General features: G+C 67.2%; 22 protein-coding genes and 1 pseudogene. 15 read left to right on the plus strand and 8 right to left on the minus strand.

What is annotated here, in order from left to right; genetic code table 11:
- The 9 genes from ruvB to ACTCB7_RS06035 all read left to right on the plus strand — a co-directional run bounded on the left by ruvB (window position 1) and on the right by ACTCB7_RS06035 (window position 7,186).
- On the plus strand, window positions 1-1,038 hold the full coding sequence (gene ruvB, locus ACTCB7_RS05995; protein ID WP_163648678.1) for a Holliday junction branch migration DNA helicase RuvB: 1,038 nt from the start codon (window positions 1-3) through the stop codon (window positions 1,036-1,038).
- A complete protein-coding gene (ybgC, locus tag ACTCB7_RS06000) occupies window positions 1,035-1,454 on the plus strand; it encodes a tol-pal system-associated acyl-CoA thioesterase (protein ID WP_263479148.1) in 420 nt (139 codons plus the stop codon). Before ruvB ends, ybgC begins: the two co-directional genes overlap by 4 nt.
- The gene (gene tolQ, locus ACTCB7_RS06005; RefSeq protein WP_224414954.1) at window positions 1,451-2,140 is read left to right on the plus strand and encodes a protein TolQ; all 690 of its coding nucleotides are present in this window, start codon (window positions 1,451-1,453) and stop codon (window positions 2,138-2,140) included. The genes ybgC and tolQ overlap by 4 nt, the downstream gene beginning before the upstream one ends.
- A gap of 13 nt (window positions 2,141-2,153) precedes the next feature.
- On the plus strand, window positions 2,154-2,594 hold the full coding sequence (tolR, locus tag ACTCB7_RS06010; protein ID WP_224416782.1) for a protein TolR: 441 nt from the start codon (window positions 2,154-2,156) through the stop codon (window positions 2,592-2,594).
- A gap of 9 nt (window positions 2,595-2,603) precedes the next feature.
- Entirely contained in the window at window positions 2,604-3,635 is a 1,032-nt protein-coding gene (gene tolA, locus ACTCB7_RS06015) for a cell envelope integrity protein TolA (protein WP_463005934.1), read from the plus strand.
- The gene (gene tolB, locus ACTCB7_RS06020; RefSeq protein ID WP_163648674.1) at window positions 3,635-4,921 is read left to right on the plus strand and encodes a Tol-Pal system beta propeller repeat protein TolB; all 1,287 of its coding nucleotides are present in this window, start codon (window positions 3,635-3,637) and stop codon (window positions 4,919-4,921) included. The genes tolA and tolB overlap by 1 nt, the downstream gene beginning before the upstream one ends.
- 58 nt (window positions 4,922-4,979) lie before the next feature.
- Window positions 4,980-5,528: a peptidoglycan-associated lipoprotein Pal gene (pal, locus tag ACTCB7_RS06025; RefSeq protein WP_163648673.1), complete on the plus strand. Its 549-nt coding sequence runs from the start codon at window positions 4,980-4,982 to the stop codon at window positions 5,526-5,528.
- Window positions 5,529-5,589: 61 nt separating this feature from the next.
- Window positions 5,590-6,393, plus strand: a complete 804-nt coding sequence (gene ybgF, locus ACTCB7_RS06030) for a tol-pal system protein YbgF (RefSeq protein WP_224414952.1) — start codon at window positions 5,590-5,592, stop codon at window positions 6,391-6,393.
- 31 nt (window positions 6,394-6,424) lie between these two features.
- Window positions 6,425-7,186 (plus strand): YciK family oxidoreductase, encoded by a 762-nt coding sequence (locus ACTCB7_RS06035; protein ID WP_463005935.1) that lies wholly within the window; start codon window positions 6,425-6,427, stop codon window positions 7,184-7,186.
- Window positions 7,187-7,208: 22 nt separating this feature from the next.
- On the opposite strand, the gene ACTCB7_RS06040 is transcribed toward ACTCB7_RS06035, so the two are convergent.
- Window positions 7,209-7,880 carry an HAD family hydrolase gene (locus ACTCB7_RS06040; protein ID WP_463005936.1) on the minus strand — a complete coding sequence of 224 codons (672 nt, stop codon included), beginning with the start codon at window positions 7,878-7,880 and terminating at the stop codon, window positions 7,209-7,211.
- Window positions 7,877-8,608 (minus strand): bifunctional 2-polyprenyl-6-hydroxyphenol methylase/3-demethylubiquinol 3-O-methyltransferase UbiG, encoded by a 732-nt coding sequence (gene ubiG, locus ACTCB7_RS06045; RefSeq protein WP_463005937.1) that lies wholly within the window; start codon window positions 8,606-8,608, stop codon window positions 7,877-7,879. The genes ACTCB7_RS06040 and ubiG overlap by 4 nt, the downstream gene beginning before the upstream one ends.
- A gap of 342 nt (window positions 8,609-8,950) precedes the next feature.
- Between ubiG and galU the strand changes: the two genes are divergently transcribed.
- Complete coding sequence (galU, locus tag ACTCB7_RS06050) at window positions 8,951-9,838, plus strand: UTP--glucose-1-phosphate uridylyltransferase GalU (RefSeq protein WP_463005938.1); 888 nt, start codon at window positions 8,951-8,953, stop codon at window positions 9,836-9,838.
- A 3-nt stretch (window positions 9,839-9,841) separates the two neighbouring features.
- Window positions 9,842-11,128: a nucleotide sugar dehydrogenase gene (locus ACTCB7_RS06055; RefSeq protein ID WP_163648667.1), complete on the plus strand. Its 1,287-nt coding sequence runs from the start codon at window positions 9,842-9,844 to the stop codon at window positions 11,126-11,128.
- A 105-nt stretch (window positions 11,129-11,233) separates the two neighbouring features.
- On the opposite strand, the gene ACTCB7_RS06060 is transcribed toward ACTCB7_RS06055, so the two are convergent.
- Window positions 11,234-11,812: a superoxide dismutase gene (locus tag ACTCB7_RS06060; protein WP_224414946.1), complete on the minus strand. Its 579-nt coding sequence runs from the start codon at window positions 11,810-11,812 to the stop codon at window positions 11,234-11,236.
- A 195-nt stretch (window positions 11,813-12,007) separates the two neighbouring features.
- On the opposite strand from ACTCB7_RS06060, the gene ACTCB7_RS06065 reads away from it, so the two are divergent.
- From ACTCB7_RS06065 to tamB, 3 genes are read left to right on the plus strand one after another with little or no spacing between them, the layout of a single operon-like run.
- Complete coding sequence (locus tag ACTCB7_RS06065; protein WP_463005939.1) at window positions 12,008-12,799, plus strand: hypothetical protein; 792 nt, start codon at window positions 12,008-12,010, stop codon at window positions 12,797-12,799.
- 56 nt (window positions 12,800-12,855) lie between these two features.
- Complete coding sequence (gene tamA / locus ACTCB7_RS06070; RefSeq protein ID WP_463005940.1) at window positions 12,856-14,712, plus strand: autotransporter assembly complex protein TamA; 1,857 nt, start codon at window positions 12,856-12,858, stop codon at window positions 14,710-14,712.
- Window positions 14,676-18,743 carry an autotransporter assembly complex protein TamB gene (gene tamB, locus ACTCB7_RS06075; RefSeq protein WP_463005941.1) on the plus strand — a complete coding sequence of 1,356 codons (4,068 nt, stop codon included), beginning with the start codon at window positions 14,676-14,678 and terminating at the stop codon, window positions 18,741-18,743. The genes tamA and tamB overlap by 37 nt, the downstream gene beginning before the upstream one ends.
- Here the strand turns inward: tamB and ACTCB7_RS06080 are convergent.
- Together ACTCB7_RS06080 and ACTCB7_RS06085 are read right to left on the minus strand one after the other, a co-directional pair.
- Window positions 18,712-19,074 carry a YchJ family metal-binding protein gene (locus tag ACTCB7_RS06080; protein ID WP_463006021.1) on the minus strand — a complete coding sequence of 121 codons (363 nt, stop codon included), beginning with the start codon at window positions 19,072-19,074 and terminating at the stop codon, window positions 18,712-18,714. The two genes, tamB and ACTCB7_RS06080, sit on opposite strands and share 32 nt — an antisense overlap.
- Before the next feature lie 42 nt (window positions 19,075-19,116).
- Window positions 19,117-19,191 (minus strand): annotated as a pseudogene (locus ACTCB7_RS06085) (SEC-C metal-binding domain-containing protein); the annotation flags it as partial.
- Window positions 19,192-19,205: 14 nt separating this feature from the next.
- On the opposite strand from ACTCB7_RS06085, the gene msrA reads away from it, so the two are divergent.
- Entirely contained in the window at window positions 19,206-19,841 is a 636-nt protein-coding gene (gene msrA, locus ACTCB7_RS06090; protein WP_463005942.1) for a peptide-methionine (S)-S-oxide reductase MsrA, read from the plus strand.
- Here msrA and ACTCB7_RS06095 read toward each other — a convergent pair.
- The 3 genes from ACTCB7_RS06095 to ACTCB7_RS06105 form a co-directional block, all read right to left on the minus strand.
- A complete protein-coding gene (locus ACTCB7_RS06095; RefSeq protein ID WP_463005943.1) occupies window positions 19,822-20,853 on the minus strand; it encodes a hydrolase in 1,032 nt (343 codons plus the stop codon). The two genes, msrA and ACTCB7_RS06095, sit on opposite strands and share 20 nt — an antisense overlap.
- Before the next feature lie 70 nt (window positions 20,854-20,923).
- Window positions 20,924-22,234 (minus strand): Xaa-Pro dipeptidase, encoded by a 1,311-nt coding sequence (pepQ, locus tag ACTCB7_RS06100; RefSeq protein ID WP_463005944.1) that lies wholly within the window; start codon window positions 22,232-22,234, stop codon window positions 20,924-20,926.
- Entirely contained in the window at window positions 22,212-23,141 is a 930-nt protein-coding gene (locus ACTCB7_RS06105) for a LysR family transcriptional regulator (protein WP_463005945.1), read from the minus strand. Before ACTCB7_RS06105 ends, pepQ begins: the two co-directional genes overlap by 23 nt.
- Window positions 23,142-23,160 lie beyond the last annotated feature (19 nt).

The raw sequence follows: 23,160 nt of genomic DNA on the forward strand, positions 1-23,160 counted from the left end.
ATGATCGAAAGTGATCGCCTGATAGCCGCCGCGCCACAGGCCGGTGAAGTGCGCCACGATTACGCCATTCGACCGCGTCAGCTGGCCGACTATATCGGCCAGCCGCGGGTGCGTGAACAGCTCGATATCTTCATCAGTGCGGCCCGACGCCGGGGCGACAGCCTCGACCACACTCTGGTGTTCGGCCCGCCGGGCCTGGGCAAGACGACCCTGGCCAACATCATCGCCTCGGAAATGGAGGTCGACATCAAGTCCACCTCCGGTCCGGTGCTGGAGCGGGCGGGTGACCTGGCGGCAATGCTCACCAACCTTCAGCCTGGCGACGTGCTGTTCATCGACGAGATCCATCGGCTGCCGGCGGCCGTCGAGGAGGTGCTCTATCCGGCGATGGAGGACTTCCAGCTCGATATCATGATCGGCGAGGGGCCGGCGGCACGTTCCATCAAGCTGGACCTGCCGCGCTTCACCCTGGTGGGCGCGACGACGCGTGCCGGACTGCTGACGTCGCCACTGCGCGACCGCTTCGGCATCGTCCAGCGTCTCGAGTTCTACGGCATCGATGAACTGACCGAGATCGTGGCGCGGTCGGCGCGCCTGCTGGGCATCGAGGCGGAAGGTGATGGCGCGGCCGAGGTGGCACGCCGTGCCCGCGGCACGCCGCGCATCGCCAACCGCCTACTGCGCCGGGTCCGCGACTTCGCCGAGATCCGCGGCGACGGGCGGCTGACCGCCGACATTGCGGATCAGGCGTTGAACATGCTGCATGTCGACAGTCACGGTCTCGATCACATGGACCGTCGTTTGCTGCTGGCGATGATCGAGAAGTTCGACGGAGGGCCGGTGGGTGTCGACAGTCTTGCTGCGGCGATCAGCGAGGAGCGGGACACCATCGAGGACGTCATCGAGCCCTATCTGATCCAGCAGGGCTTCATGCTGCGCACCGCCCGCGGGCGGATGGTCACCGGCCAGGCCTATCGCCACTTCGGCCTGGAAGCCCTGGGCAGCACGCCCGACGGCGGCAGCGAGGCGCGCGCATGAGCTTTGCGATCCCGGTCACGGTCTATATCGAGGATACCGACGCCGGCGGTATCGTCTATTACGTCAACTATCTCAAGTACATGGAGCGGGCACGCAGCGAATGGCTGCGCGCGGCGGGACTGACCCAGCGCGAACTGTTCGACGACGGCGTCCAGCTGGTAGTGCACCGGCTGACCTGCCGTTATGCCAAGCCCGCCCGGCTCGACGACCGGCTGCAGGTCACGGCGGCGGTCGTCGAGGCCACGTCATGTCGCGTGCGCTTTCATCAGCAGGTACTGGCGGGCGGGGAACCCCTGTGCGACGCCGACGTCGATATTGCGTGTGTCGACGCGACGCGACTTCGCCCCACGCGCTGGCCGGCGGCCTTGGCCGCGGCCCTGAATGAACAACCGCAATCACCGACGAGGACGCCGTGAACGACTCTCTCTCCATCCCTCACCTGATACTCAACGCCAGCCTGGTGGTTCAGCTGGTGATGCTGCTGCTGATCGTGGGTTCCATCGCCTCCTGGGCGGTGATCTTCCAGCGCGGCTTCGTGCTGCGCCGGGCCCGCAAGGCCCATCGCACCTTCGAGGACCGTTTCTGGTCCGGGGTCGATCTCAATGAACTCTATCGCGAGACCCCCGCCGAGCAGGAGGTGCACGGCGCCGAGCACCTCTTTCGCGCCGGCTTTCGCGAATTCAACCGGCTGCTGCCCAAGACGCGCAGCAGCCAGGCGATCCTCGACGGCGTACAGCGTGCGATGCGCGTGGCCTGGTCGCGGGAGGAGGAGCGCCTCAATCTGCACCTGACCTTCCTGGCCACGGTGGCTTCCGCCAGCCCCTACATCGGCCTGTTCGGCACCGTGTGGGGCATCATGGGCTCCTTCATGGGGCTGTCGATGGCGCAGCAGGCCACGCTCTCCACGGTGGCGCCGTGGATCGCCGAGGCGCTCATCGCCACGGCAATGGGGCTGTTCGCGGCGATCCCGGCGGTGATCTTCTACAATCGCCTGTCCGCTCAGGCCAGCCGCCTGCTGGGCCAGTACGAGGACTTCGCCGAGGAGTTCCACTCCATCCTGCATCGCAATCTGCAGGGACGTGACGAGCGCGACGCCGCTTGAGGAGCCCGTCATGATGCATGGACCTTTCAACCGCGGCCCGCGCCGCAAGCCCATGGGCGAGATCAACGTCGTCCCGTTCATCGACGTGATGCTGGTGCTGCTGGTGATCTTCATGATCACCGCACCGATGATGACGCAGGGCGTTCAGGTGGAGCTGCCCAAGGTGGCCTCCAAGCCGATCGAGACGGACGAGAACAGCGAGCCCCTGGTGGTGTCGGTCAACCGTGACGGCGAATACTTCCTGTCGCTGGGCGATGGCGAGACGGCGCTGACCCTCGACGAGCTCAGCACCAAGGTGGTGGCCGTTCTCAAGCGCAAGCCGCAGACCCCGGTCATGGTCAAGGGCGACCAGAACGTGGCCTACGGTCAGGTAGTGACCTTGATGAGTGCACTGCAGTCGGCCGGGGTCCCCAATGTGGGGCTGATCTCCGATCCTCCTCCGGCCGAGCAGTGAGGCACCGCCATGGCTAGACCGAAGAACCGGGTGGGGTACGGCCTGCCCGTGATCCTGGCGATCGTCCTGCATGTCGGGGTGCTGGCGATCACCCTGTTGCGCTGGCCGACCAGCGACCCCGAGCCGACCTCATCGGCGATCGTCAAGGCGACCCTGGTGCGTACCGAGACGGCGACCGACAAGGCCCAGCGGGCTCAGGAAGCCCAGGCGAGTGCGGCCGAAGCCAAAAAGCAACAGAAGGCCGACCAGGCCGAACAGGCGGCCAGAAAGGCGGAAGCCGAGAAGCAGCAACAGGCGGAGGCGGTAGCTCGCAAGAAGGCCGAGGCCGACAAGCAGCGTGAAGCCGAGCTGCAGGCCTTGAAGCAGGCTCGTGAGCAGGCGAAGGAAGCCGCTCGTCGGCGTGCCGAAGAAGCCGCACGCGCCGCACGCCAGAAGGCGGAAGCCGAGAAACAGCGTCAGGCGGAGGAAGCGGCCCGCAAGAAGGCCGAAGCCGAGAAACAGCGCCAGGCGGAGGAAGCGGCTCGCAAGAAGGCCGAAGCCGAGAAACAGCGTCAGGCAGAGGAAGCGGCTCGCAAGAAGGCCGAAGCCGAAAAACAGCGCCAGGCAGAGGAGGCCGCCCGCAAGAAGGCCGAAGCCGAGGCGCAGGCCAAACGGGCCGCTGAAGCGGCGCGACAGGCTTCCGAACAGGCACTGGCCCAGTCCATTGCCGGCGAGGAGCAGGCGATCGCCAATGCCCGCCAGGCGAGCGAGGCCGCCAATGGCTTCAAGAACCTGGTCAAGCGAGCCGTCGAGCAGGCCTGGATCATTCCCTCGTCCGCCGGCAATCAGCAGCGTGCCGTGGTTCGTATTACCCTGTTACCCACCGGCGAGCTGGTCGATGCCAGCATTCGCGAGAGCAGCGGAAACGCGGCCTTCGACCGGTCGGTGCTGCAGGCCGTGGAGCGGGCGGCGCCATTCCGCGAGATGCAGTCGCTGCCGACGTCCGCCCAACGCCAGTTCCGCGAGTTCAATCTCGACTTCAACCCTGAGGATGTGCGCTGATGAAACGACTGACTCCCCTCCTGTTCGGCTGGCTGCTGTTGTTCAGCAGCCTGGCCAGCGCCGACCTGACCATCCAGATTACCAAGGGCAGCGATCAGGCGATTCCCATCGCCATCGTGCCGTTCGCGACCGACGGTGCCCAGCTTCCCGAGGACCTGTCGGGTATCGTCGAGAGCGACCTGTCGCGCAGCGGCCAGTTTGCGCCGTTGCCCCGGGATACGCTGGTCGCCACGCCCCACAGCGCGGACGAGGTCTACTTTCGTGACTGGCGCTCGGTGGACAGCAATTATGTGCTCGTCGGTCGGGTCTCGCCGCAGGGGGATCAGTATCGCATCCGCTTCGAGCTGATGGACGTCTACGGCGAGAAGCGCATGCTTGGCGAGGCGCTGACGGTCTCGGCCGACCAGCTGCGTGCCGGGGCTCACTACATCAGTGACAAGGTCTACGAGGCGATTACCGGAACGCGCGGGGCCTTCTCGACCCGCATCGCTTACGTCACGGCGCAGGGAGCCGGTGACAAGCGGCAGTTTGCGCTGCACGTCGCGGATGCCGACGGCCACAACGGCCACCAGATCCTGAGCTCGGACGATCCCATCATGTCACCGTCCTGGTCGCCGGATGGCGGCAAGCTGGCCTATGTGTCCTTCGAAACCGGCAACTCGGCCATCTATGTACAGAACCTGGCGACCGGTCAGCGTGTTCAGCTGACCGACTTCAAGGGCATCAACGGCGCTCCGGTATGGTCGCCTGACGGCCGGCGCCTGGCCATGTCGCTGTCCAAGGACGGCCAGCCGGAGATCTACATCATGGATATCGCCACGCGCAAGCTTACCCGCATCACGCGCAACGGCGCCATCGACACCGAGCCCGCCTGGGCGCCGGACGGCCGCAGCCTGATCTTCACCTCGGACCGCAGCGGCGGACCGCAGCTGTATCGTCGCGACCTGAACAGCGACCGCACCCAGCGCGTGACCTATACCGGGGACTACAACTCGCGGGGGCGTTTCGCACCGGACGGCAAGAGCCTGTTCCTGGTCCACCGTGACAGCCGCGGGTTTCATGTCGCCAGACAGAATCTGGACACCGGCCGCCTGACGGTACTCACCGACACCCAGTGGGACGAGTCGCCGAGTGTTGCGCCCAATGGGGCCATGGTAATCTTCGCTACCCAGCGGGGAAATCAGGGGATCCTGGGGGTCGTCTCGGCGGACGGCAAGGCGTCCTACCGCCTGCCTTCAGCCCAGGGCGATGTCCGCGAGCCCGCCTGGTCGCCGTTTCTGAACTGATGGAACCCTGTTTCATGCCCGAGGGTGTATCTTTCGTATCCCGAGCAAGGAGATGACAATGAAGTTCGTTCCGTATGCCAAGAGCCTGGCCGTGGCCCTGTCGCTTGCCGTCATGGCGGGTTGCTCCAGTACCGGCGGCACCCAGGATGGCAGCTTCGACACCGGCAGCGGTGCCGCCGGCGGTGCCGGTATGGGTGGCACCAACGGCCAGGGGGTGAGCAGCGGTCAGGTCAGCGGCAGCCAGCTGGGTGGCGAGGGCTCGCAGCAGCAGGCCGGTATCCCCGATGTGCGCACCATCTATTTCGGCTTCGACCAGGACACCATTCGTCCCGAATTCGAGTCGGTGCTGAATGCCCATGCTCAGTATCTGCGCAATCATCCCGATGCTCACGTGGTGCTGCAGGGCCATGCCGACGAGCGGGGCACGCGGGAATACAACCTGGGGCTGGGCGAGCGTCGTGCCCAGGCGGTCGAGCAGTTCCTGAGCGTGCAGGGCGTGTCGCCGTCGCAGATCGACGTGGTGAGCTATGGTGAGGAACGTCCGGCGGTCGAGGGGCATTCCGAGCAGAGCTATGCCAAGAACCGTCGCGTGGTAGTGGCTTACTGATCACGGTATGCCGGGCCCGGAGCGGTAGGCGCCCCGGGCCGGTACCCGAGCGGAGACGAACATGAAACGCACCCTGCAGGGACTAGGCGGTGTCGGTATCCTGCTGCTTCCGCTGATGGCATCGGCCGCGCCGGTCGTCGAGGACCTTTCGGCCGGGAAGGGCAACTTCTATCAGCAGACCCAGGCCCGCGAGGAGCCCGGCGGCAATCTGGTACTGTTCAACCAGCTCAAGGAAAATCAGCGCACGATCCGGGAGCTGCGTGGTCAGCTCGAGGAACTGCGCTATCAGCTCGAACAGCAGAAGAGCCTGTCGCAGGAGCGCTATCTGGATCTCGAGAAGCGTCTCGATGCCCTGGGTGGCAGCGGCAACGCCGGTGGAACATCCGGCGAGGGCGGCGCCCAATCCCCCGATGCCGGGAATGGCGCAAACGGCGCATCGGCGCAGCCGGAAAATACGGCTTCCGGTGGTGCCGCGAGCAAATCCAGCCCGGCGGGTCGGCAGGCCTATCAGGCGGCCTTTGCCAAGGTTCAGGCGCGGGATTTCAAGGCGGCCATTCAGGCCTTCGAGGCATTTGTCGCCGATTATCCGGATTCCCCGCTGCGCCCCAACGGCTACTACTGGCTGGGTGAACTCTACTCGGCGCGCTCCGAGCTTGATCCGGCGGCCAAGGCGTTCAATACGGTGATCGAGTCCTACCCGCAGAGCAGCAAGGTGCCGGATGCGCTCTACAAGCTGGGCTTGCTCAAGGCACGCCAAGGGCAACCGGATGCCGGCAAGGAGCTGCTGACCCGGGTGATTCAGGATTACCCCGACAGCAACGCGGCCGGCATGGCTCAGGATTTCCTCAACCAGTCCGGGTTGTAGTGATCATTCATCGAGCGGAGGGCAAGGCGTCATGTCCTGCAAGATCGACTATCAGGCTCCCGACGGGCTGCTGGCGGGTCGGGTGATCCTGGTTACCGGGGCCGGCGACGGCATCGGTCGGGCCGCCGCCCTGAGCTATGCGGCCCATGGGGCGACCGTGGTGCTGCTCGGGCGTACTCTGGGCAAGCTCGAGACCGTCTATGACGAGATCGAGGCGCTGGGCGGTCCGCAGCCGGCGATCTTCCCCCTCAACTTCGAGGGTGCGACTCACAAGGATTACCAGGAGCTCGCCGACCGGATCGGCAGCGAATTCGGCCGGCTGGACGGCGTGTTGCACAATGCCGGCCTGCTTGGCGGGCTGAGACGCTTCGTCGACTACGACCCCGAGCTGTGGGAGCGCGTCATGCAGGTCAACTTCAACGGCCCGATCTGGATGACCCGGGCCCTGTTGCCGCTGCTCGAGGCCTCGCCGGATGCGTCGGTGATCTTCACCTCATCCGGCGTGGGGCGCACGGGTCGCGCGCTCTGGGGCGCCTATTCGGTGTCCAAGTTCGCTACCGAGGGGTTCGTGCAGGTGCTGGCCGCCGAGCTCGAGGCCGAGACGGCCATCCGCGTCAACAGTCTCAACCCGGGGCGCACGCGCACCGCCATGCGCGCTGCGGCGGCGCCGGACGAGGATCCCGCGACGCTGCGCACTCCAGAGGCGATCATGCCCACCTACCTGTGGCTGATGGGGCCGGACAGTCGCGGCCACACCGGCGAGCGTTTCGACGCTCAGCCCCCCGCCCGGTGAGGCGCCAGGGCGTCGGCCGGCCTCAGTCCAGCAGCGCCGACGCCAGGGCCGCCGGGGTCTCGAACCAGTAGTCGGCCCGCCAGCTCTCGCGATCCTCGGTTTCATCGAGGTAGCCGTAACCCACGGCCACTGCGGTCATCCCGGCGGCACGCGCCGCCTGCATGTCACGGGCATGGTCGCCGATGTACCAGCAGGTCTCGGCACCCAGGCCCAGCTGATGTGCCGCGGTATGCAACGGTGCCGGGTCGGGTTTCTTGACCGGCAGGTCGTCCGCGCACAGCAACGCGCCGGGTTTCAGACCCAGAGCGTCGATCAACGGCGCTGCATAGGCGCGGGGCTTGTTGGTGACGATGCCCCAGGCGAGTGCTGGTCGCGACCAGGCGTCCAGTACGGCCTCCAGCCCGGGAAAGACGCGGCTGTCCACGGCGACGGCCTCGGCATAGCGGTCGAGCAGGAACCGGCGTGCCTCGGCATGCCCCGGGTGGGCCGCCTCGAGCCCCAGCGCCAGCTGCACCAACGCACTGCCGCCGTTGGACACCTGGGCGCGAATCACGCCATAGGGCAGCTCGGGCAGCCCGTGATAGGTGCGCAGGGCGTTGGTGGCCCGCGCCAGGTCGGGGGCCGTGTCGACCAGGGTGCCGTCGAGATCGAACAGCAGCCCTGCGGGACTGCCGGGGCGCCGTGAGCCGCTCATGGCGTGTCCATCGTGCAGTGCATCAGGTAGTTGACCGAGACGTCGCGCGGCGCCAGCCGATAGCGGCGCGTTATCGGATTGTAGGTCAGCCCGCTTTGCTCGCGGACCCGCAGGCCGGTGGCACGACACCAGTTCGACAGCTCCGAGGGGCGGATGAACTTGCGGTACTCGTGGGTGCCCTTGGGCAACAGGCCCAGCACGTACTCGGCCCCCAGGATGGCGAAGGCATAGGCCTTGGGGTTGCGGTTGATGGTGGAGAAGAAGACATGACCGCCCGGGCGGACCAGGGTGGCGCAGGCGCGTACCACCGCCGCCGGGTCCGGCACGTGCTCGAGCATCTCCAGGCAGGTGACGATATCGAAGGCGCCGGGGTGGGCCTGGGCCATCTCCTCGGCGCTGGCGTGACGGTAGTCGACCTCGACGCCGCTTTCCTGCTGATGCAGGCGGGCGACCGCCAGCGGTGCCTCGCCGAGGTCGATGCCGGTCACGGTGGCGCCGCGATGTGCCATGGCTTCGCTGAGGATGCCGCCGCCGCAGCCGACGTCGATGGCCGTCTTGCCGGCCAGGCCGGCGCGCGCGTCGATGAAGTCCAGACGCAGTGGGTTGATCTCGTGCAGTGGCTTGAACTCGCTGTCCGGATCCCACCAGCGACTGGCCAGTGCCTCGAACTTGGCGATTTCCTGATGGTCGACATTGTGACGGTGCGGGTCGGTCTGCCCCTGGGTCATTGCGCCTCTCCCGGTTGGCTGGTGACGGCCTGGATGCCTGGCGGGCCGGGGCGTGAGTTGCCGGATCCCGGAGCGCCATGCAGAATGCGGTGCGCAGGCAGGCATCGTCTGCCATTGCGGGCCGCCTGCGTTGCGTGCCCGCATTCTACTCGTTATCGACCGGCTTTGGGGATGCCGGGTGGCGAATGAGGCTGCCCATCCCCATCCGGGCGCAACGATGTTATCGTTCGTGAACGAAGCGCGACGGGGTTACGCCCGTGCGCTTCCCGCGGCTCTTGCAGGACGCAGCGAGCTGCATGCCGCTCTGGCATAATCGCTATTGATATCCATGAGGAGGGACCCATGATCCGCAAGGCAGTTCTCCCCGTCGCCGGTCTCGGCACCCGTTGTCTCCCGGCCTCCAAGGCCATCCCCAAGGAAATGATCACCATCGTCGACAAGCCGGTGATCCAGTACGTCGTCGAGGAGGCGGTCAAGGCCGGCATCAAGGAGATCGTCCTGGTGACGCACTCCAGCAAGGGGGCGATCGAGAACCACTTCGACAAGCACTTCGAGCTGGAGTCGATGCTCGAGGCCAAGGGCAAGGACGAGCTCCTGGCCGAGGTGCGTGCCATCGTGCCGGACGACGTGAGCATCATCGCCGTTCGTCAGCCCGAGGCGCTGGGGCTGGGCCATGCCGTGCTGTGTGCCCGTCCGGTAATCGGCGACGAGCCGTTTGCGGTCCTGTTGCCCGACGTGCTGGTGGACGACGAGGGCATGGCGCGCAACGACCTGGCCGGCATGATCGACGCCTACGAGAGCAGCGGTGCCGCCCAGATCATGGTCGAGAACGTGCCCCGCGACATGACCCACAAGTACGGCATCGTGGCGCTCGATGGCGACGCCCCGGCCCCGGGCGCCAGCGGGCCGATCACCGGCATGGTGGAAAAGCCCAGTGTCGAGGAGGCGCCCTCCACGCTGGCGGTCATCGGCCGCTACCTGCTGCCCGGCGATATCTTTGCGCTGCTGGCCGAAACGCCGCCCGGCGCCGGCAACGAGATCCAGCTGACCGACGCCATCGACCGCCTGCGCGAGTCTCAGCCCGTGGCCGCCTACCGTATGCAGGGCGCCACCTACGACTGCGGACACCAGCTCGGGTATCTCGAGGCGACGCTGGTGTTCGCCAAGCGCCACCCCAAGTTCGGAGAGGGGTTCCGGGCGCTGCTCACGCGCTACGCCGGCGAGGAGTAAGCCATGCGAATCCTTCTGCACGGAAGCGAACTCGCCGCGGCCACCGCCGCCGCGGCACTCTCCTCGGTGGGTCATCAGGTCACCTGGTTGCCGCATCCGGATGCTCCCTGGCAGCAGCTGGCCGAAGCCGACTGGCTGGCCCGCGAGCCCCAGGTGGGCGAGCAGCTGGAGATCAGCCGCCGATCGGGAGCGCTGCGCGTGGTCGAGATGCTGCCGGCCGAGGAAGAGGTGGATATCGTCTGGCTGGCCCTGGCCCCGGATCAGCGCGAGGCGGCCGAACGCTTCGTCGATACCGTGGCCGGCCAGCAGCCTGCGCCGCTGGTGGTGATCAACAACTCCACCTTCCCGGTCGGCCAGACCGAGTCGCTCGAGGGGCTGTTGCGTCATGCCTCGCAGGTGGCGGTGGTGCTGCCCGACATGCTCGAGGAAGGGCGGGCCTGGCAGGTCTTCACGCGTCCCACGCGCTGGTTGCTCGGCTGTGAGGACGACTGGGCGGGCGACCAGGTCCGCGAGCTGCTGCGGGCCTTCAATCGCCGTGCCGAGGTGTTCCAGCGCATGCCGCGCCGCGCCGCCGAACTGACCAAGTTGGCGATCAACGGCATGCTGGCGACGCGCATCAGTTACATGAACGAGGTTGCCGGTCTGGCCGATTCGCTGGGCGTGGACGTGGAACATGTTCGTCAGGGCATGGGGGCGGACACGCGTATCGGCTACGAGTATCTTTATCCGGGCTGCGGCTTCGGCGGGCCCAACTTCTCGCGCGACCTGATGCGTCTGGCGGATGTCCAGCACGAGACGGGACGTGAATCCCAGCTGCTCGAGCAGGTGCTCGATATCAACGAGCACAAGAAGGAGACGCTGTTCCGCAAGCTGTGGACCCACTTTCACGGCCAGTTGCAGGGTCGCACCGTGGCGATCTGGGGGGCGGCGTTCAAGCCGGGCACCACCCGTATCGATCACGCACCGGTACTGACCCTGCTGCGGGCATTGTGGGCCCAGGGCGTGCACGTGCGTCTGCATGACCCGGCGGCTCTGCCGGCATTGCGTCAGGTGGTCGGCGATCATCCGCTGCTGACCCTGCTCGATCAGGACCCCTACGAGGCCTGTGAGGGCGCCGACGCGCTGATGCTGGTCACGGAGTGGAAGTGCTACTGGAATCCGGACTGGCGGCGGCTCGGCGAGACGCTATCGGCAAAGCTGGTGCTCGATGGGCGCAACATCTATGACCCGGTCTATGTGGCCGCACGCGGCCTCGTCTATCGGGGAATCGGCCGACGTGCCGATCCGTGAAGCGAGCCGGCCACCGAACGCCCCAACGAACAGCGCCCCGCATTGCGGGGCGCTGCTGGTTTCGGGGCCCGGCCGCGATGGCCGGGCGGGGCCGATGCGTCGTGATCAGCCGAAGTTCTGGGCGACGAAGTCCCAGTTGAGGATGTTCCACACGGCGTCGAGGTACTTCGGACGCGCGTTGCGGTAGTCGATGTAGTAGGCGTGCTCCCAGACATCGATGGTCAGCAGCGGCGTCTGGCCGTGGGCGATCGGGGTGTCGGCGTCGTCGGTGTTGACGATGTCGACACCGCCGTCGGCGGTCTTGATCAGCCAAGTCCAGCCGGAACCGAAGTTGCCGGCCGCCTTGGTGTTGAACGCTTCCTTGAACTTGTCGAAGGAGCCGAACTTGGCGTTGATGGCCTCGGCCAGGGCGCCGCTCGGCTCACCGCCGCCGTTTGGAGACAGGCAGTGCCAGTAGAAGGTGTGGTTCCACACCTGGGCCGCCTGGTTGAACAGACCGCCGGAGGCAGACTTGACGATCTCCTCGAGCGACTTGTTCTCGTCATCGGTGCCCTTGGTCATGTCGTTCAGCTTGGTGACATAGGCCTGATGGTGCTTGCCGTAGTGGTACTCGAGGGTTTCCGCGGAGATGTGCGGTTCCAGCGCGTTCTTCTCGTAAGGCAGAGCGGGAAGTTCGAATGCCATGGTCAACTCCTTTCTTGAATCACCGTGGAATACAGACCTTGATAAAAAACCTTACAATACCAAGCATCTGCGTTAAGTGTTGTCGCATCATATTAGCAGCCTGGGGTATGCTCGCCAATTCCGATGACGCCACTCGGGATTGACGGACACCGGCGCCGGCCATGGTGGCGCGCCCCCAACCGACGAGGAGACCGCATGGCGGATCATGATCAAGAACCCCGTCTGACCGCCCCCATCGTGCCGGGTCCGGAAGATGAGCTCAGCCCCCGTCATCGCGCCGCCGTCGGCCGCCGGGCCCGGACCTGGCCGTTGTGGCTGCTGTGCCTGCTGCTGCTGGTCGGGCTGGCGGCCCTGGCCGGCCGCTACTGGCTGGATCGTCAGGCCTGGCAGGCGAGTCAGCGTGAACTGGGCGGCCAGGTGTCCAATCTGCATGCGCGCCTCGACAGCCTCGATGACAGTCAGGGCGTGTCCACTGCCACCTTCGAGAAACGCATGGCATCGATCGACGACGGGCGCGCCAAGCTGCGTGACCGGCTGGATGAAATGACGTCGACCCTGAAGAGTCTAGATGAACGCACGCCGGACCGCGCTTCTCTGGACGCCGTGAACCGGCGTCTCGACGACGCCGACCAGCAGCGCGCGACGCTGGCCGATACCCTGAATGCCGTGCAGCGCTCGATGACCGCGCTGGAACAGCAGAGCGGCACCGCGCGCCAGGCCCTGGCCACACGGCTGTCCAGCCTGGAGACGGCACGCCAGACCGTGGCCGAGCGCCTGGACACCCTGAAGCGCTCCCAGGACAGCGCCGCGGGCCGGCTCGATACCCTGGCCGGGCGCCTGGATTCGCTGGCCCAGTCGGCACAGGCCCGGCAATCCCGGCTCGACAAGCTGGCCTCGCAGATGGATGACCTGCGTGCTTCCTTGACCGAGCTGCGCCAGAATCAGGTGGCCCTGAGTGCCTCGCTCGAGGCATTGCGTGGTGGTTGATGCGTCGTTCGTCCCGGGGCAGGATGACCGGTCGCCGGCAAGGGAGGCCTGATCTCATGCGCTATCCGCGACTGGCCCTGTACGGGGCGGCCGTGGCGCTCGTCTGGAGCACCTCGGTCCTGGCGCTGGATGCCCGGGTGACGGGCATCGACGGGGAGCCGGCCGACAACATTCGTCACTACCTGGCGTCCATGACCGCGGGCGACTACAGCCGGGATCGCCTGAGCCACGATATCAAGCAGCGTGCTGCCAAGGCGCTCAAGGCCTATGGCTACTATTCACCGTCCTTTCAGGTGATCCTGGAGGGCAAGCCCGACGTGGAACGCGCCCGCATCGAGGTTTCCCCCGGCAAGCCGGTGATCATCCAGCATCTCGAGGTGTCGATCACCGGCGACGCCCGCAACGACAAGGCCTTCACCCAGGCGCTCGAGGCGTTTCCGCTGCATGAAGGGGACCCGTTGCGCCATGCGCCCTACGAGGGACTGCGCAGCCGCCTGTCGACCCTGGCGCTGCAGCGGGGCTATTTCGATGCCACCTTCACCCGCCATCGCATCGAGGTGCGGCCCTGGCAGCACAGTGCTCGCATCTACCTGACCTTCGACAGCGGGTCCCGCTACCGTTTCGGCGACATCCGCTTCAGCGGCAGCCAGATCGGCCAGGAGCGGCTGATCAACCTGCTGCCCTTCGCCACCGGCGAGCCGTACCTGGCGGACAGCCTGGCCGAATACAACCAGCGCCTGGGGCAGACGGGGTGGTTTCGCAGCATCGGTGTGCGCCCGCAGATCGAGCGCGCCCAGCCCGTGGCGCTGGCCCATCGCGGCTGGTGGGAGGCCGTGGATCACCGGTCGGTTGATGGCGAGGCCGAGGCGTCCGGCAGCGAACCGCTGCTGTCGGCCGGTGCCATCGTCGCGGCGCGTGGCGTGGGCACCGAGGGACCGCCGCGGGTGCCGGTCGATGTCAACGTGATTCCGGCCGATCGCCATCAGTTCGAGATCGGGATCGGCTATGCGACCGATGTCGGGCCGCGCACACAGTTCTCCTGGAAGCAGCCGTGGATCAACGCGGACGGCGACAGTCTCGATCACGCGCTTTACCTGTCGGCTCCCGAGCAGACCTTCAGCGGCACCTACACCATGCCGCTGGAGGATCCGCGGCGTGACAGCTACGAGCTGCAGTACGGCCTGAAGAACATGGACAACCAGGACACCCGGAGCCTGGAGGCGTCCGTGGAGCTGGCGCGGCGCTGGACCTTCGACAACGACTGGACCCAGCGGGTCTTCGTGCACGCCACCTACGAGGACTTCCGCCAGGCCAACCAGAAGAATCAGGTGCTGCTCTACTATCCCGGGGTGAGCTGGAGTCGTACACGGACCCGCAACCCGCGTTTTCCCACCTGGGGCGATCGGCAACGGTTGTCGCTGGCGGCATCCAACACCGCCTGGGGGTCGGATGCCAGCTTCCTGCGTGCGACCCTCGACTCCCAGTGGATCCGCTCGCTGGGCAGTGACTATCGCTTCATCGGACGCACCAGCCTGGGTGCCATGAGCACCCCGGACTTCGACAAGATTCCGCCGTCGCTGCGCTTCTTCACCGGCGGTGATCGCAGCGTGCGGGGCTATGCCTACGAGAGCCTGGCGCCGACCAACGCCGACGGCGACCTGGTGGGGGGGCAGCAGCTGTTCGTGGCCAGCGTCGAGGCGCAGCGCCGCCTGACCGGCAACTGGTGGGGCGCCGCCTTCGTCGATACCGGCAATGCCTTCGACACCTGGTGGCCGCAGGATCTCGCCACCGGGGCGGGGCTGGGAATCCGCTGGGTGTCCCCGGTCGGGCCGATCCGCCTGGATATCGCTCACCCCTTCGATGACAAGGAGTCTTCGTGGCGTCTGCACTTCGCCATCGGGCCCGAGTTCTGACGGGCCTGCTGCGCCTGCTGGTCTGGTTGCCGCTGTGGTTGCTGGGACTGCTGTTGCTGCTGCTGGGTCTGGCGCTGTCGCCCTGGGGCACGGCATGGCTGCTCGATCAGGGCCAGCAGCGTGACTGGCTGAGCTACGACTCCGTCACCGGTGCGCCGCTGGACGATTTCACCCTGCGCGGCCTGCACCTGACGGCCGGTCCGGCGAATGTCGCCATCCAGCGCCTGCATCTGGCCTGGGCCGATGACTGCCTGCTGAAGGGCCAGCTGTGCCTCGACACCCTGCAGATCGAGGGGGCCGACATCCGGCTGCAGCCCGGCGAGGCGGCGCCACCGCCGGCGGCCTCCGGCTCCGGTGGCCTGCCGCCGATCGTGGTGCCGTTTCCCGTCGAGGTGCGCGAGCTGGCCCTGGATGACGTCGCCCTGCAGCTGGCGGATGGAACCCATCTGAGCTGGCAGCAGCTTCATACCGGAGCGCGGCTCGACCGGCAGGCCCTGACACTGAAGCCCACCGAGCTGGCCGGGGCGCGCCTGCGCCTGCCCAGCGCGGGCAAGGCCAGCGTGCCGCCGGCCGGCACCCGGAGCGGTGGCGCCCTGTCCCCGGCGGCCGTCGAGGCGAGCCGGGCACTGTCCATCTCCCGGGCCGAGGTGGCGTCGTCCACGCCGGACGCATCCACGCCGGACGCAAGGGCGCCCGAGACTCGGGAGGCGGGGGGAAGCGACGTTGCCAGCGGCACGTCCGTCGCGGTTTCCGGCAACGGGCCCGCCAGTGCCGATAAGCCACAGTCGCGCAAGCTGCCGGACATCCAGCTGCCACTGCCGATCCGCATCCCCGAACTGGTCGTGCGCGACTTCCGGCTCGAGGGCGCCGAACCGCGGCGTATCGATCGCCTGTCACTCAGCCTGGAAGGCCAGGAGCATCGAGTGACTCTCGAGCATCTGACGCTGAAGGCTCCGCAGGCCGATGCCGAGTTGACGGCGCAGGTCCGGCTGCAGGGCGACTATCCGCTGAATGCGCACCTGACAGGCACGCTGCATCAGGCGCCGCTGACCGGGCAGCATGTCGAGCTCCAGGCACGGGGGTCGCTGAGTGCCCTGAAGGCGACACTCGCCGCCGACGGCCCGGTCTCGGCCCGGCTCGAGGCCGCCGCCAATGTGCTGGCGCCCGAGCTGCCCTTCGATGCCACCCTGACGGCGTCTTCGCTGGCCTGGCCCCTGCCGGATGCCGCCGCGGACAAGAGCCCGGCGCCGCAGTATCGGGTGCGTGATCTGACCCTCAAGGCCGCGGGGCAGCTCAGTGACTACCGGGTGGCACTCCAGGGCCAGGTGTCCGGCCGCGACCTGCCGGACACCGTCCAGGTCGGCTTGACCGGCCATGGCGACAGCGAGCGGTTCAACTGGCTGCCGCTGTCGCTGGCCGCCAACGGCGGCTCGCTGGTCAGTCGGGGCGAGGTGCGCTGGTCGCCGGCGCTGGACGTGACGGCCCGGCTCGATCTGAGTCGCTTCAACCCGGGGCTGCTGACTCCGGCGGTCGAGGGCTCCCTGAACGGCCAGGCGCAGGCACACTTCGCCATGGCGGACGGGGGGTGGTCCCTGACGGTGCCGAAGCTGGCCGTGGACGGCAGCCTGCAGCAGCGTCCCTTGTCGCTCCAGGCCGTACTGCAGGGCGACAGCGGGATGCACTGGCGCATCGACACCCTGGATCTGCGCCAGGGCCGGAATCGCCTGACTGCCGAGGGGACCATCGCCGATACCCTGGATCTGCAGGGCCGGCTGGACGCACCGGCGCTGGAGTCCCTGCTGCCGAGTCTGGGGGGGCAGGCCAGCGGCCAGCTGTCCCTGGGGGGCACGATGAAGAAGCCCCAAGTCGATGCAACGCTGACCGGCAACGGCCTGCGCTTCGCCGACAATCGAATCGCCGAGCTGTCGCTGGACGCCCGGGTCAGCGGCGTCGAGGACCCCGACATGGATGTGGCCCTTCGGGTATCCGATGTGCGTGCGGCGGGGCAGCAATTGACCCAAGCCGAGGCCAGCCTGAAGGGACGGCTTTCCGATCATCGCCTGGCAGTGACCGTGAACGCCGCCCCGGGCATGCCGATGTCCCGGGCGCAGCTGGCGCTCACCGGCGGGCTCAACGCCGCCCGCGATGCCTATCGCGGTCGGCTCGAGGCCCTGAGTCTCGAAACCGACCAGGCCAATCTGCAGCTGGCGCAAGCCACGGCGCTGAGCGTCGATCTCAACGCGCAAAAGGTGCAGCTGCAGCCCTTCTGCCTCTCGCGCCGGGAGGGCGGACGGCTGTGTGCCACGCGTCCCGTGGAGGCCGGCGCCAGCGACGGGCGGGTGGCACTCTCCCTGCAGGCCCTGCCGCTGGATATGGCCAATGCGGCGCTGCCCGATGGCTGGGCGACCGGCGGTCAGCTGGATGGCACGCTGGGGCTCGCCTGGTCTCGGGGCGGTCAGCAATGGAATGCCGACGCGGACCTGGACGGCCGGGTGAGCCTGGACGGCCAGAATGCCTACGGCCAGCCCTGGTCCCTGCCGTCCACGGAACTGGCCCTGTCGCTATCGGCATCGCCAGCGACTGCGGATGTGACTCTGAAAGGTAATGTCGGCGAGGCAGGACGGCTCGACCTGCAGGCTCGCATCACCGACCCGGCCGGCGAGGCCGCGCTTTCCGGGAAGCTGGCGCTGGATGGCTGGCGGCTGGCACCTTACCAGCCGCTGGTCACCAGCCTCCAGGCACTCGAGGGGCGCCTCGATGGGCAGCTGGCGTTGTCGGGGGCGCTGGCCAACCCATCACTGGACGGCCAGTTGACGCTCGCCGATCTCCGGGCCAGCGGGCGCAATCTGCCGCTGAGCGTGACGGACGGCCGAGTCGGAGTGCGCGTTTCCGGGCACACGGCCGATCTGGACGGCTTCGTGGCGGGGGACAAGGGGCGGCTGACGCTGTCCGGCCAGGTGGGCTGGCCGAGTCTGGATCAATGGCGTGCCGATGTCTCGCTGAGTGCCGTGAAGGCGCCGCTGCGGCTGGCGATGCCGGAGTTCGGGCGGCTGGATGTCGCGCCGGACCTGCGAATCCAGGCGACCCCGCAACGTCTGCAGGTGCGGGGCGATGTCACCATCCCTTGGGCACGCCTGGAGGTCGGCAAGATTCCGCCCTCGGCCGTCTCGCCGAGCAGCGACGAGGTGGTCATCACCCGCGAGGACGATGCCCGGGCTCGGGAGCAGGCACGCCGGGCCGCACGAAAGGGAGCCGATGCCGCCAGCGAGGCGACCGCCCAGGCCCTTTCCCGGGTCGGCATGCAGCTGGACGTTCGGGTGGACCTGCATATCGGCCCGGATGTGAAGCTCGAAGCCTATGGGCTCACGGCCTCGCTGCGTGGTGATTTACAGGTTCGCCAGGGTAATGGGCCGGTACAGTTGTTCGGAGACGTCAATCTGCTGGACGGGCGCTACAGCGCCTTCGGCCAGGATCTGGTGATTCGTCAGGGGAAGGTGCTGTTCAGCGGCCCGGCCTCGGAGCCCCGGCTGCAGTTCGAGGCGATCCGCAACCCCGACACCACCCAGGATGGCGTGATCGCCGGGCTGCGGGTCACCGGCCCGGCCGCGCAACCGGACCTGAGTGTGTTCTCGGAGCCGGCGATGGCGGAGAGCCGGGCGCTTTCCTACCTGCTGCGCGGGCGTGCCCCCGACGACACGGGAGGCGGGGACGGTGCCCTGACCTCGGCGCTGATCGGTCTGTCGCTGTCGCGTACCGGTGGGGCCATCGGGCAGCTGGGCCAGGCCTTCGGCGTGCAGGACCTGAGCGTGGACACGGCCGGAAGTGGCGAGGACAGCCAGGTTGTGGTCAGCGGCTATCTGTTCGATAACCTGGAGGTCAGTTATGGTGTGGGCATCTTTTCGCCGATCGCCGAACTGACACTGCGTTACCAGTTGTGGCAGAACCTGTATGTGGAGGCGGTTTCCGGGGCGGCCCAGGCGGTGGACCTGATCTACTCCTTCAGTCTCGGGCGCAGCAACGCTTCGCCTTGAGGCCGCTGCCGCAGGGGCAGGGGGCGTTGCGGCCTGTGTCGAGCCGCTGCCAGGTCGCGTCGCCGTCCACGTAGAGCCAGTGCGCGCAGGCGGCGTCGAAGCGGAAGCGGCTGGCCTCGCTCAGGGTGAAGAAGTGGCCCGACTCCCGACCGAGTGCGGTGAAACGCACTTCACCCTGGCCGCCCTCGGCATGGCTGTGCGCCACGTCGAGGCGGCACCAGCGGGGGCCGGGTTCGCCCAGCGTGGCTCGTGCCGGCCGCTGTGCGGGGTCCCAGGTCGCATGCAGGAAATCGGCGTCGCCCGTGACGAAGCCGCAGAAGCGGGCACGCATCAGGGCTTCCGGATGATCGGCGCGGCGCGGGTCATCCAGTATCGGGGCGCAGCAGTCGCCGAACGAGCGCCGGCTTCCGCAGGGGCAGGCCGAAGAACGAGCAACATTCGATAGCAAGAGAGACAGACTCCATGTGGATGAGTGACAAACAGCGCATGCCGACGCCCGACGAGGCGCTGCCCGGACGCGACGAGCCGCTCTCGATCAGCGGCGTGCATTATGTCAACGGCCGCTCGATGCTACCGCCTTTTCCGGAAGGGCTCGAGGAGATCGTGCTGGGCCTGGGGTGTTTCTGGGGAGCGGAGCGCCTGTTCTGGGAATTGCCCGGTGTGTATGTCACGGCGGCGGGTTACGCCGGTGGCTATACGCCCAACCCGACCTACGAGGAAACCTGTACGGGCCGGACCGGGCATGCGGAAGTCGTGCGCGTGGTCTTCGACCCTACCGAAATCGGCCTGCCCGAGCTGCTACAGGTCTTCTGGGAAGCCCACGACCCGACTCAGGGGATGCGTCAGGGCAATGACGTGGGTAGCCAGTATCGCTCTGCGATTTATACCGTTACCTCTCTTCAAAAAAATATCGTGAGAGATAGTTGCAACCGATACCAGGCAGCATTGGAAGGAGCTCGAATGGCGCCAATTACTACTGAAGTTGCACCGTTGGAGCACTTTTATTACGCCGAGGAATACCACCAACAATATCTGGCCAAGAATCCGGGCGGCTATTGCGGCCTCAAGGGAACAGGGGTCAGCTGCCCGATCGGCTGATGCTTTCCGCGTCAGCCGTCGATTGCGGCACGCCGGCCCAGACGCTCAGCTGGCGCGCCACCCGGCGCGTCAGCCAGGTACCCATACGCCACCGGTGCGTCTCGACGAAACCCACATGCCCGCCATGACGGGCAATCTCGACACGCACGGCGTCACTGGGTGACGGCAGGCGTTCGAACAGGTCCGGCGGCATGAAGGGGTCGTCGGCCGCGTGCAGCACCAGCAACGGCAGTTCGACGTCGCCCAGCAATCTGCCGGCCGAAGCACGGCGATAATAATCGCTGGCCGAGCTGAAACCGTGCAGCGGGGCGGTAACCTCGTTGTCGTAGGCCCAGAACGTATCCAGCTGGCGAAGCTGAGCTGCCGTCATGCTCGGTAACAGACCGGTAGCCATCTTGAGCGTGACCTTGCGTTTCAAGGCATCCAGCAGGTGACGCTGGTAGATACGTGAGAAGCCGCGATTGAGCGCATCGGCACTGGCCGCCAGGTCGAGCGGGGCGCTGATGGCGATGGCACCGGCGAGGTCGAGGCCGTCACCGCCTTGCTCGGCCACCAGTTTGACCAGCATATTGCCACCCAACGAGACACCGGCCGCGATCTTGACGGCCTGCGGGTAGCGCTTTGCCAGCTGGCCGATCACCCAGTAGGCATCCGCCGTGTCGCCACTGTGATAGGCCCGTGCCAGCCGATTGGGCGCCTGGCCGCAGCCGCGGAAGTGCATCATCACTGCGCGGTGTCCCAGCCGGCTGGCGGTGGCGAGCAGGTCGCGGGCATAGGGCGAATCGAAGGAACCTTCAAGGCCATGGAACAGCAGAAAGATCGGCGCATCCGGCCGGGCCGGCGCCGGTTGCACCCAGGCCAGCTCGACGAAGTCGCCGTCGGGCAGATCGACGATTTCGGTGTCCCGTTCGAGGCGCATCAGGGGCCGGCAGCGTGGCAGCAGGGTCTGCACGTGCCGGTTGCGCAGCCCAGGGGCGGCCACGAAGTCGGCCGGTACGATGTTGCGTGGCATGACTGTCTCGGCAGGCGGTTTTCTTTTTACCAGCATATTCTGCCGCGGGAGGCTGACAAGTGCATGGCGGTCATGTTTCCCGCGTGAGGTTGTCGGTACCGGTCGCGGTCACGACCACGTTGTCCTCGATGCGGATACCGCCATGCGCACAGAGACTGGCGACGGCATCCCAGTCGATATCGCGCCCGGCGGTCGTTTCCCGCAAGGGTTCCAGCAGCATGGGAATGCCGTAGAGGCCGGGTTCCACGGTCACGACCATGCCGGCTTCCAGGGGGCGGGTCAGTCGCAGAGCCGGGTCCTGGTCGGGCGGCGGAAGGTAACGTCCGTTCGCATCGCGGCGCCCGCCCACGTCATGCACCTGCAGGCCGAGAGAGTGCCCCAGTCCGTGCGGGCAGAAGGCGCGGGTGATGCCGCGCTCGACGGCGGAGGCGGCACTGCAGTGCACCAGCCCTTGATCGGCGAGCAATTCACCCAGAAGCTCATGCATGCGCTGATGCAGGTCGGGAAAGGCGATACCGGGGGCGATCGCACCCATCAGGGACTGCTGCAGGTGCGTGACGCCCTCGATCAGCGCCGCGAAGCGCGAGTCGGCATCACGGCCGGCCCAGGTGCGGGTGATGTCGGCGCAGTAGCCGGCGTCGCGGCGCCCGGCATCCACCAGCAGGCTGAGCTGTCGCGTCGGCGGCTCGAGATCGTAATGCTGGTAGTGGAGGACGCCGGCATGCGCGTTGATGCCGACGATGTTCTGGTAGGGCACGTCGGACTCCCGCTGGCGGCTGGCCGCGAGATAGGCGAGCTGGATATCCAGTTCGGCGCCGCCGGCCTCGAAGGCGTCCCGCGCCGCCCGGTGACCGGCCAGCGCCAGCCGGTTGGCATCGCGCAAGCGATCGATCTCGTAGGGGCTCTTGCGCAGACGTAGCTCGTCGAGGGCGGCGAGCAGGGCGGGCGGGTTGAGCTCGGCGCCGAGTTCGCGGGCCAGCGAGGGCTCCACCTCGCCGAGCAGGGCGATCCGCCCGCCACCGGTAGCCGGCGGCGCCGTCTCGGCCGTCGGCTCGATGGCAAAGTGCTGCGTCCAGGCCGCTGTGGGCGGCTCGGGGGCGAGATGCCAGAAGTCCTTCGGTGCGTGAAAGCGCAGGAGCGGTGTATCGCCGGGGCGTATCCGCAGCCAGCTGTGCTGGATGCCGGGCAGTGGCACCCAGTGCAGGAAGTGGCCGAAGGTGGCGAAACTGGCCTGTTGGTCGTCGGCGAAGAAAGTGTGCGGATGGCCGCTGTAGAGCAGTACAGCGTCATAGCCGTGGCCGGCCAGAATATCGGCATAGGCGCGCTCGAGGGCATCGAGATGGGCCGCGTGGCGGTCGTTACGCACTGGGGTTCGGGTCATGGCGGGTCTCCTGTAACTGGTGCCAGAGGGCGTCGAGGCCGGGATGCGTGTTATGGCGATTGCGAAAGAGGCGAATCGTCAGCGGTACGTCCCAGCGCTCGTCGCCGGCGCGCACCAGCTCGCCGCTTTCCAGCGAGCGTCGGGCGGCGCGCCAGGGAAGCCAGCCGAGGCCATAGCCGAGGGCGACCAGTTCCTTGATGTTGGCGGTTTGCACGTTTTCGTTGAGCGTGACCAGGTGAGCGGCCTGGGAAAGCCGCGTCAGATGGGCCTCGATCACGCGATGAATCAGCCCCCGGGGGTGATAGGCGATGCACGGCAGCGGGTGGCGACGCTGCCCCGGCAGCGCAAAGCGCGGAAAACCGGTGTCGTCGGGCGCGCAGACGGGCACCAGGGTTTCCGTGCCGATTTCCAGGTGCTCGTGGCCATTGAGGTCGATGTCCAGCGCCACCCGATCCCGGGGCCAGTAGCAGAGCGCCAGATCACACTCATCGCGTTCCAGTGCCTGGAAGTAATCCACCAGCAGCCAGCTGGTGGCACGCAGGTAAGGCTCCACGCGCCGGGTCAGGTCGTGGTGCGCCAGCCACTCGGGCAGCACGTAGGACAGCAGGCTCTGGGGTGCGGCCACGACGATACGGCGTGCCTGGTCGTCGGCGATCTGCTGGATGCGCTCGCGCGATAGACGCACCCGCTCGGTGATCTGTTCGCAAAGGCGCAGGAACTCCTCGCCGGCGGGAGTCAGTGACAGGGGCAGTGTCTGGCGGTTGACCAGGGTGGTGCCCATCTCTTCCTCGAGCAGCTTGATCCGGCGCGAGAAGGTCGGCTGAGTGACGTTCTGCGCTTCGGCGGCCCGCGAAAAGTGCCGGGTATGCGCCAGCGCGATGAAGTCCTCCAACCAGCGAATCTCCATCCAGTACCTCGTCTACCGG

It is taken from the genome of Modicisalibacter sp., from assembly GCF_055145905.1.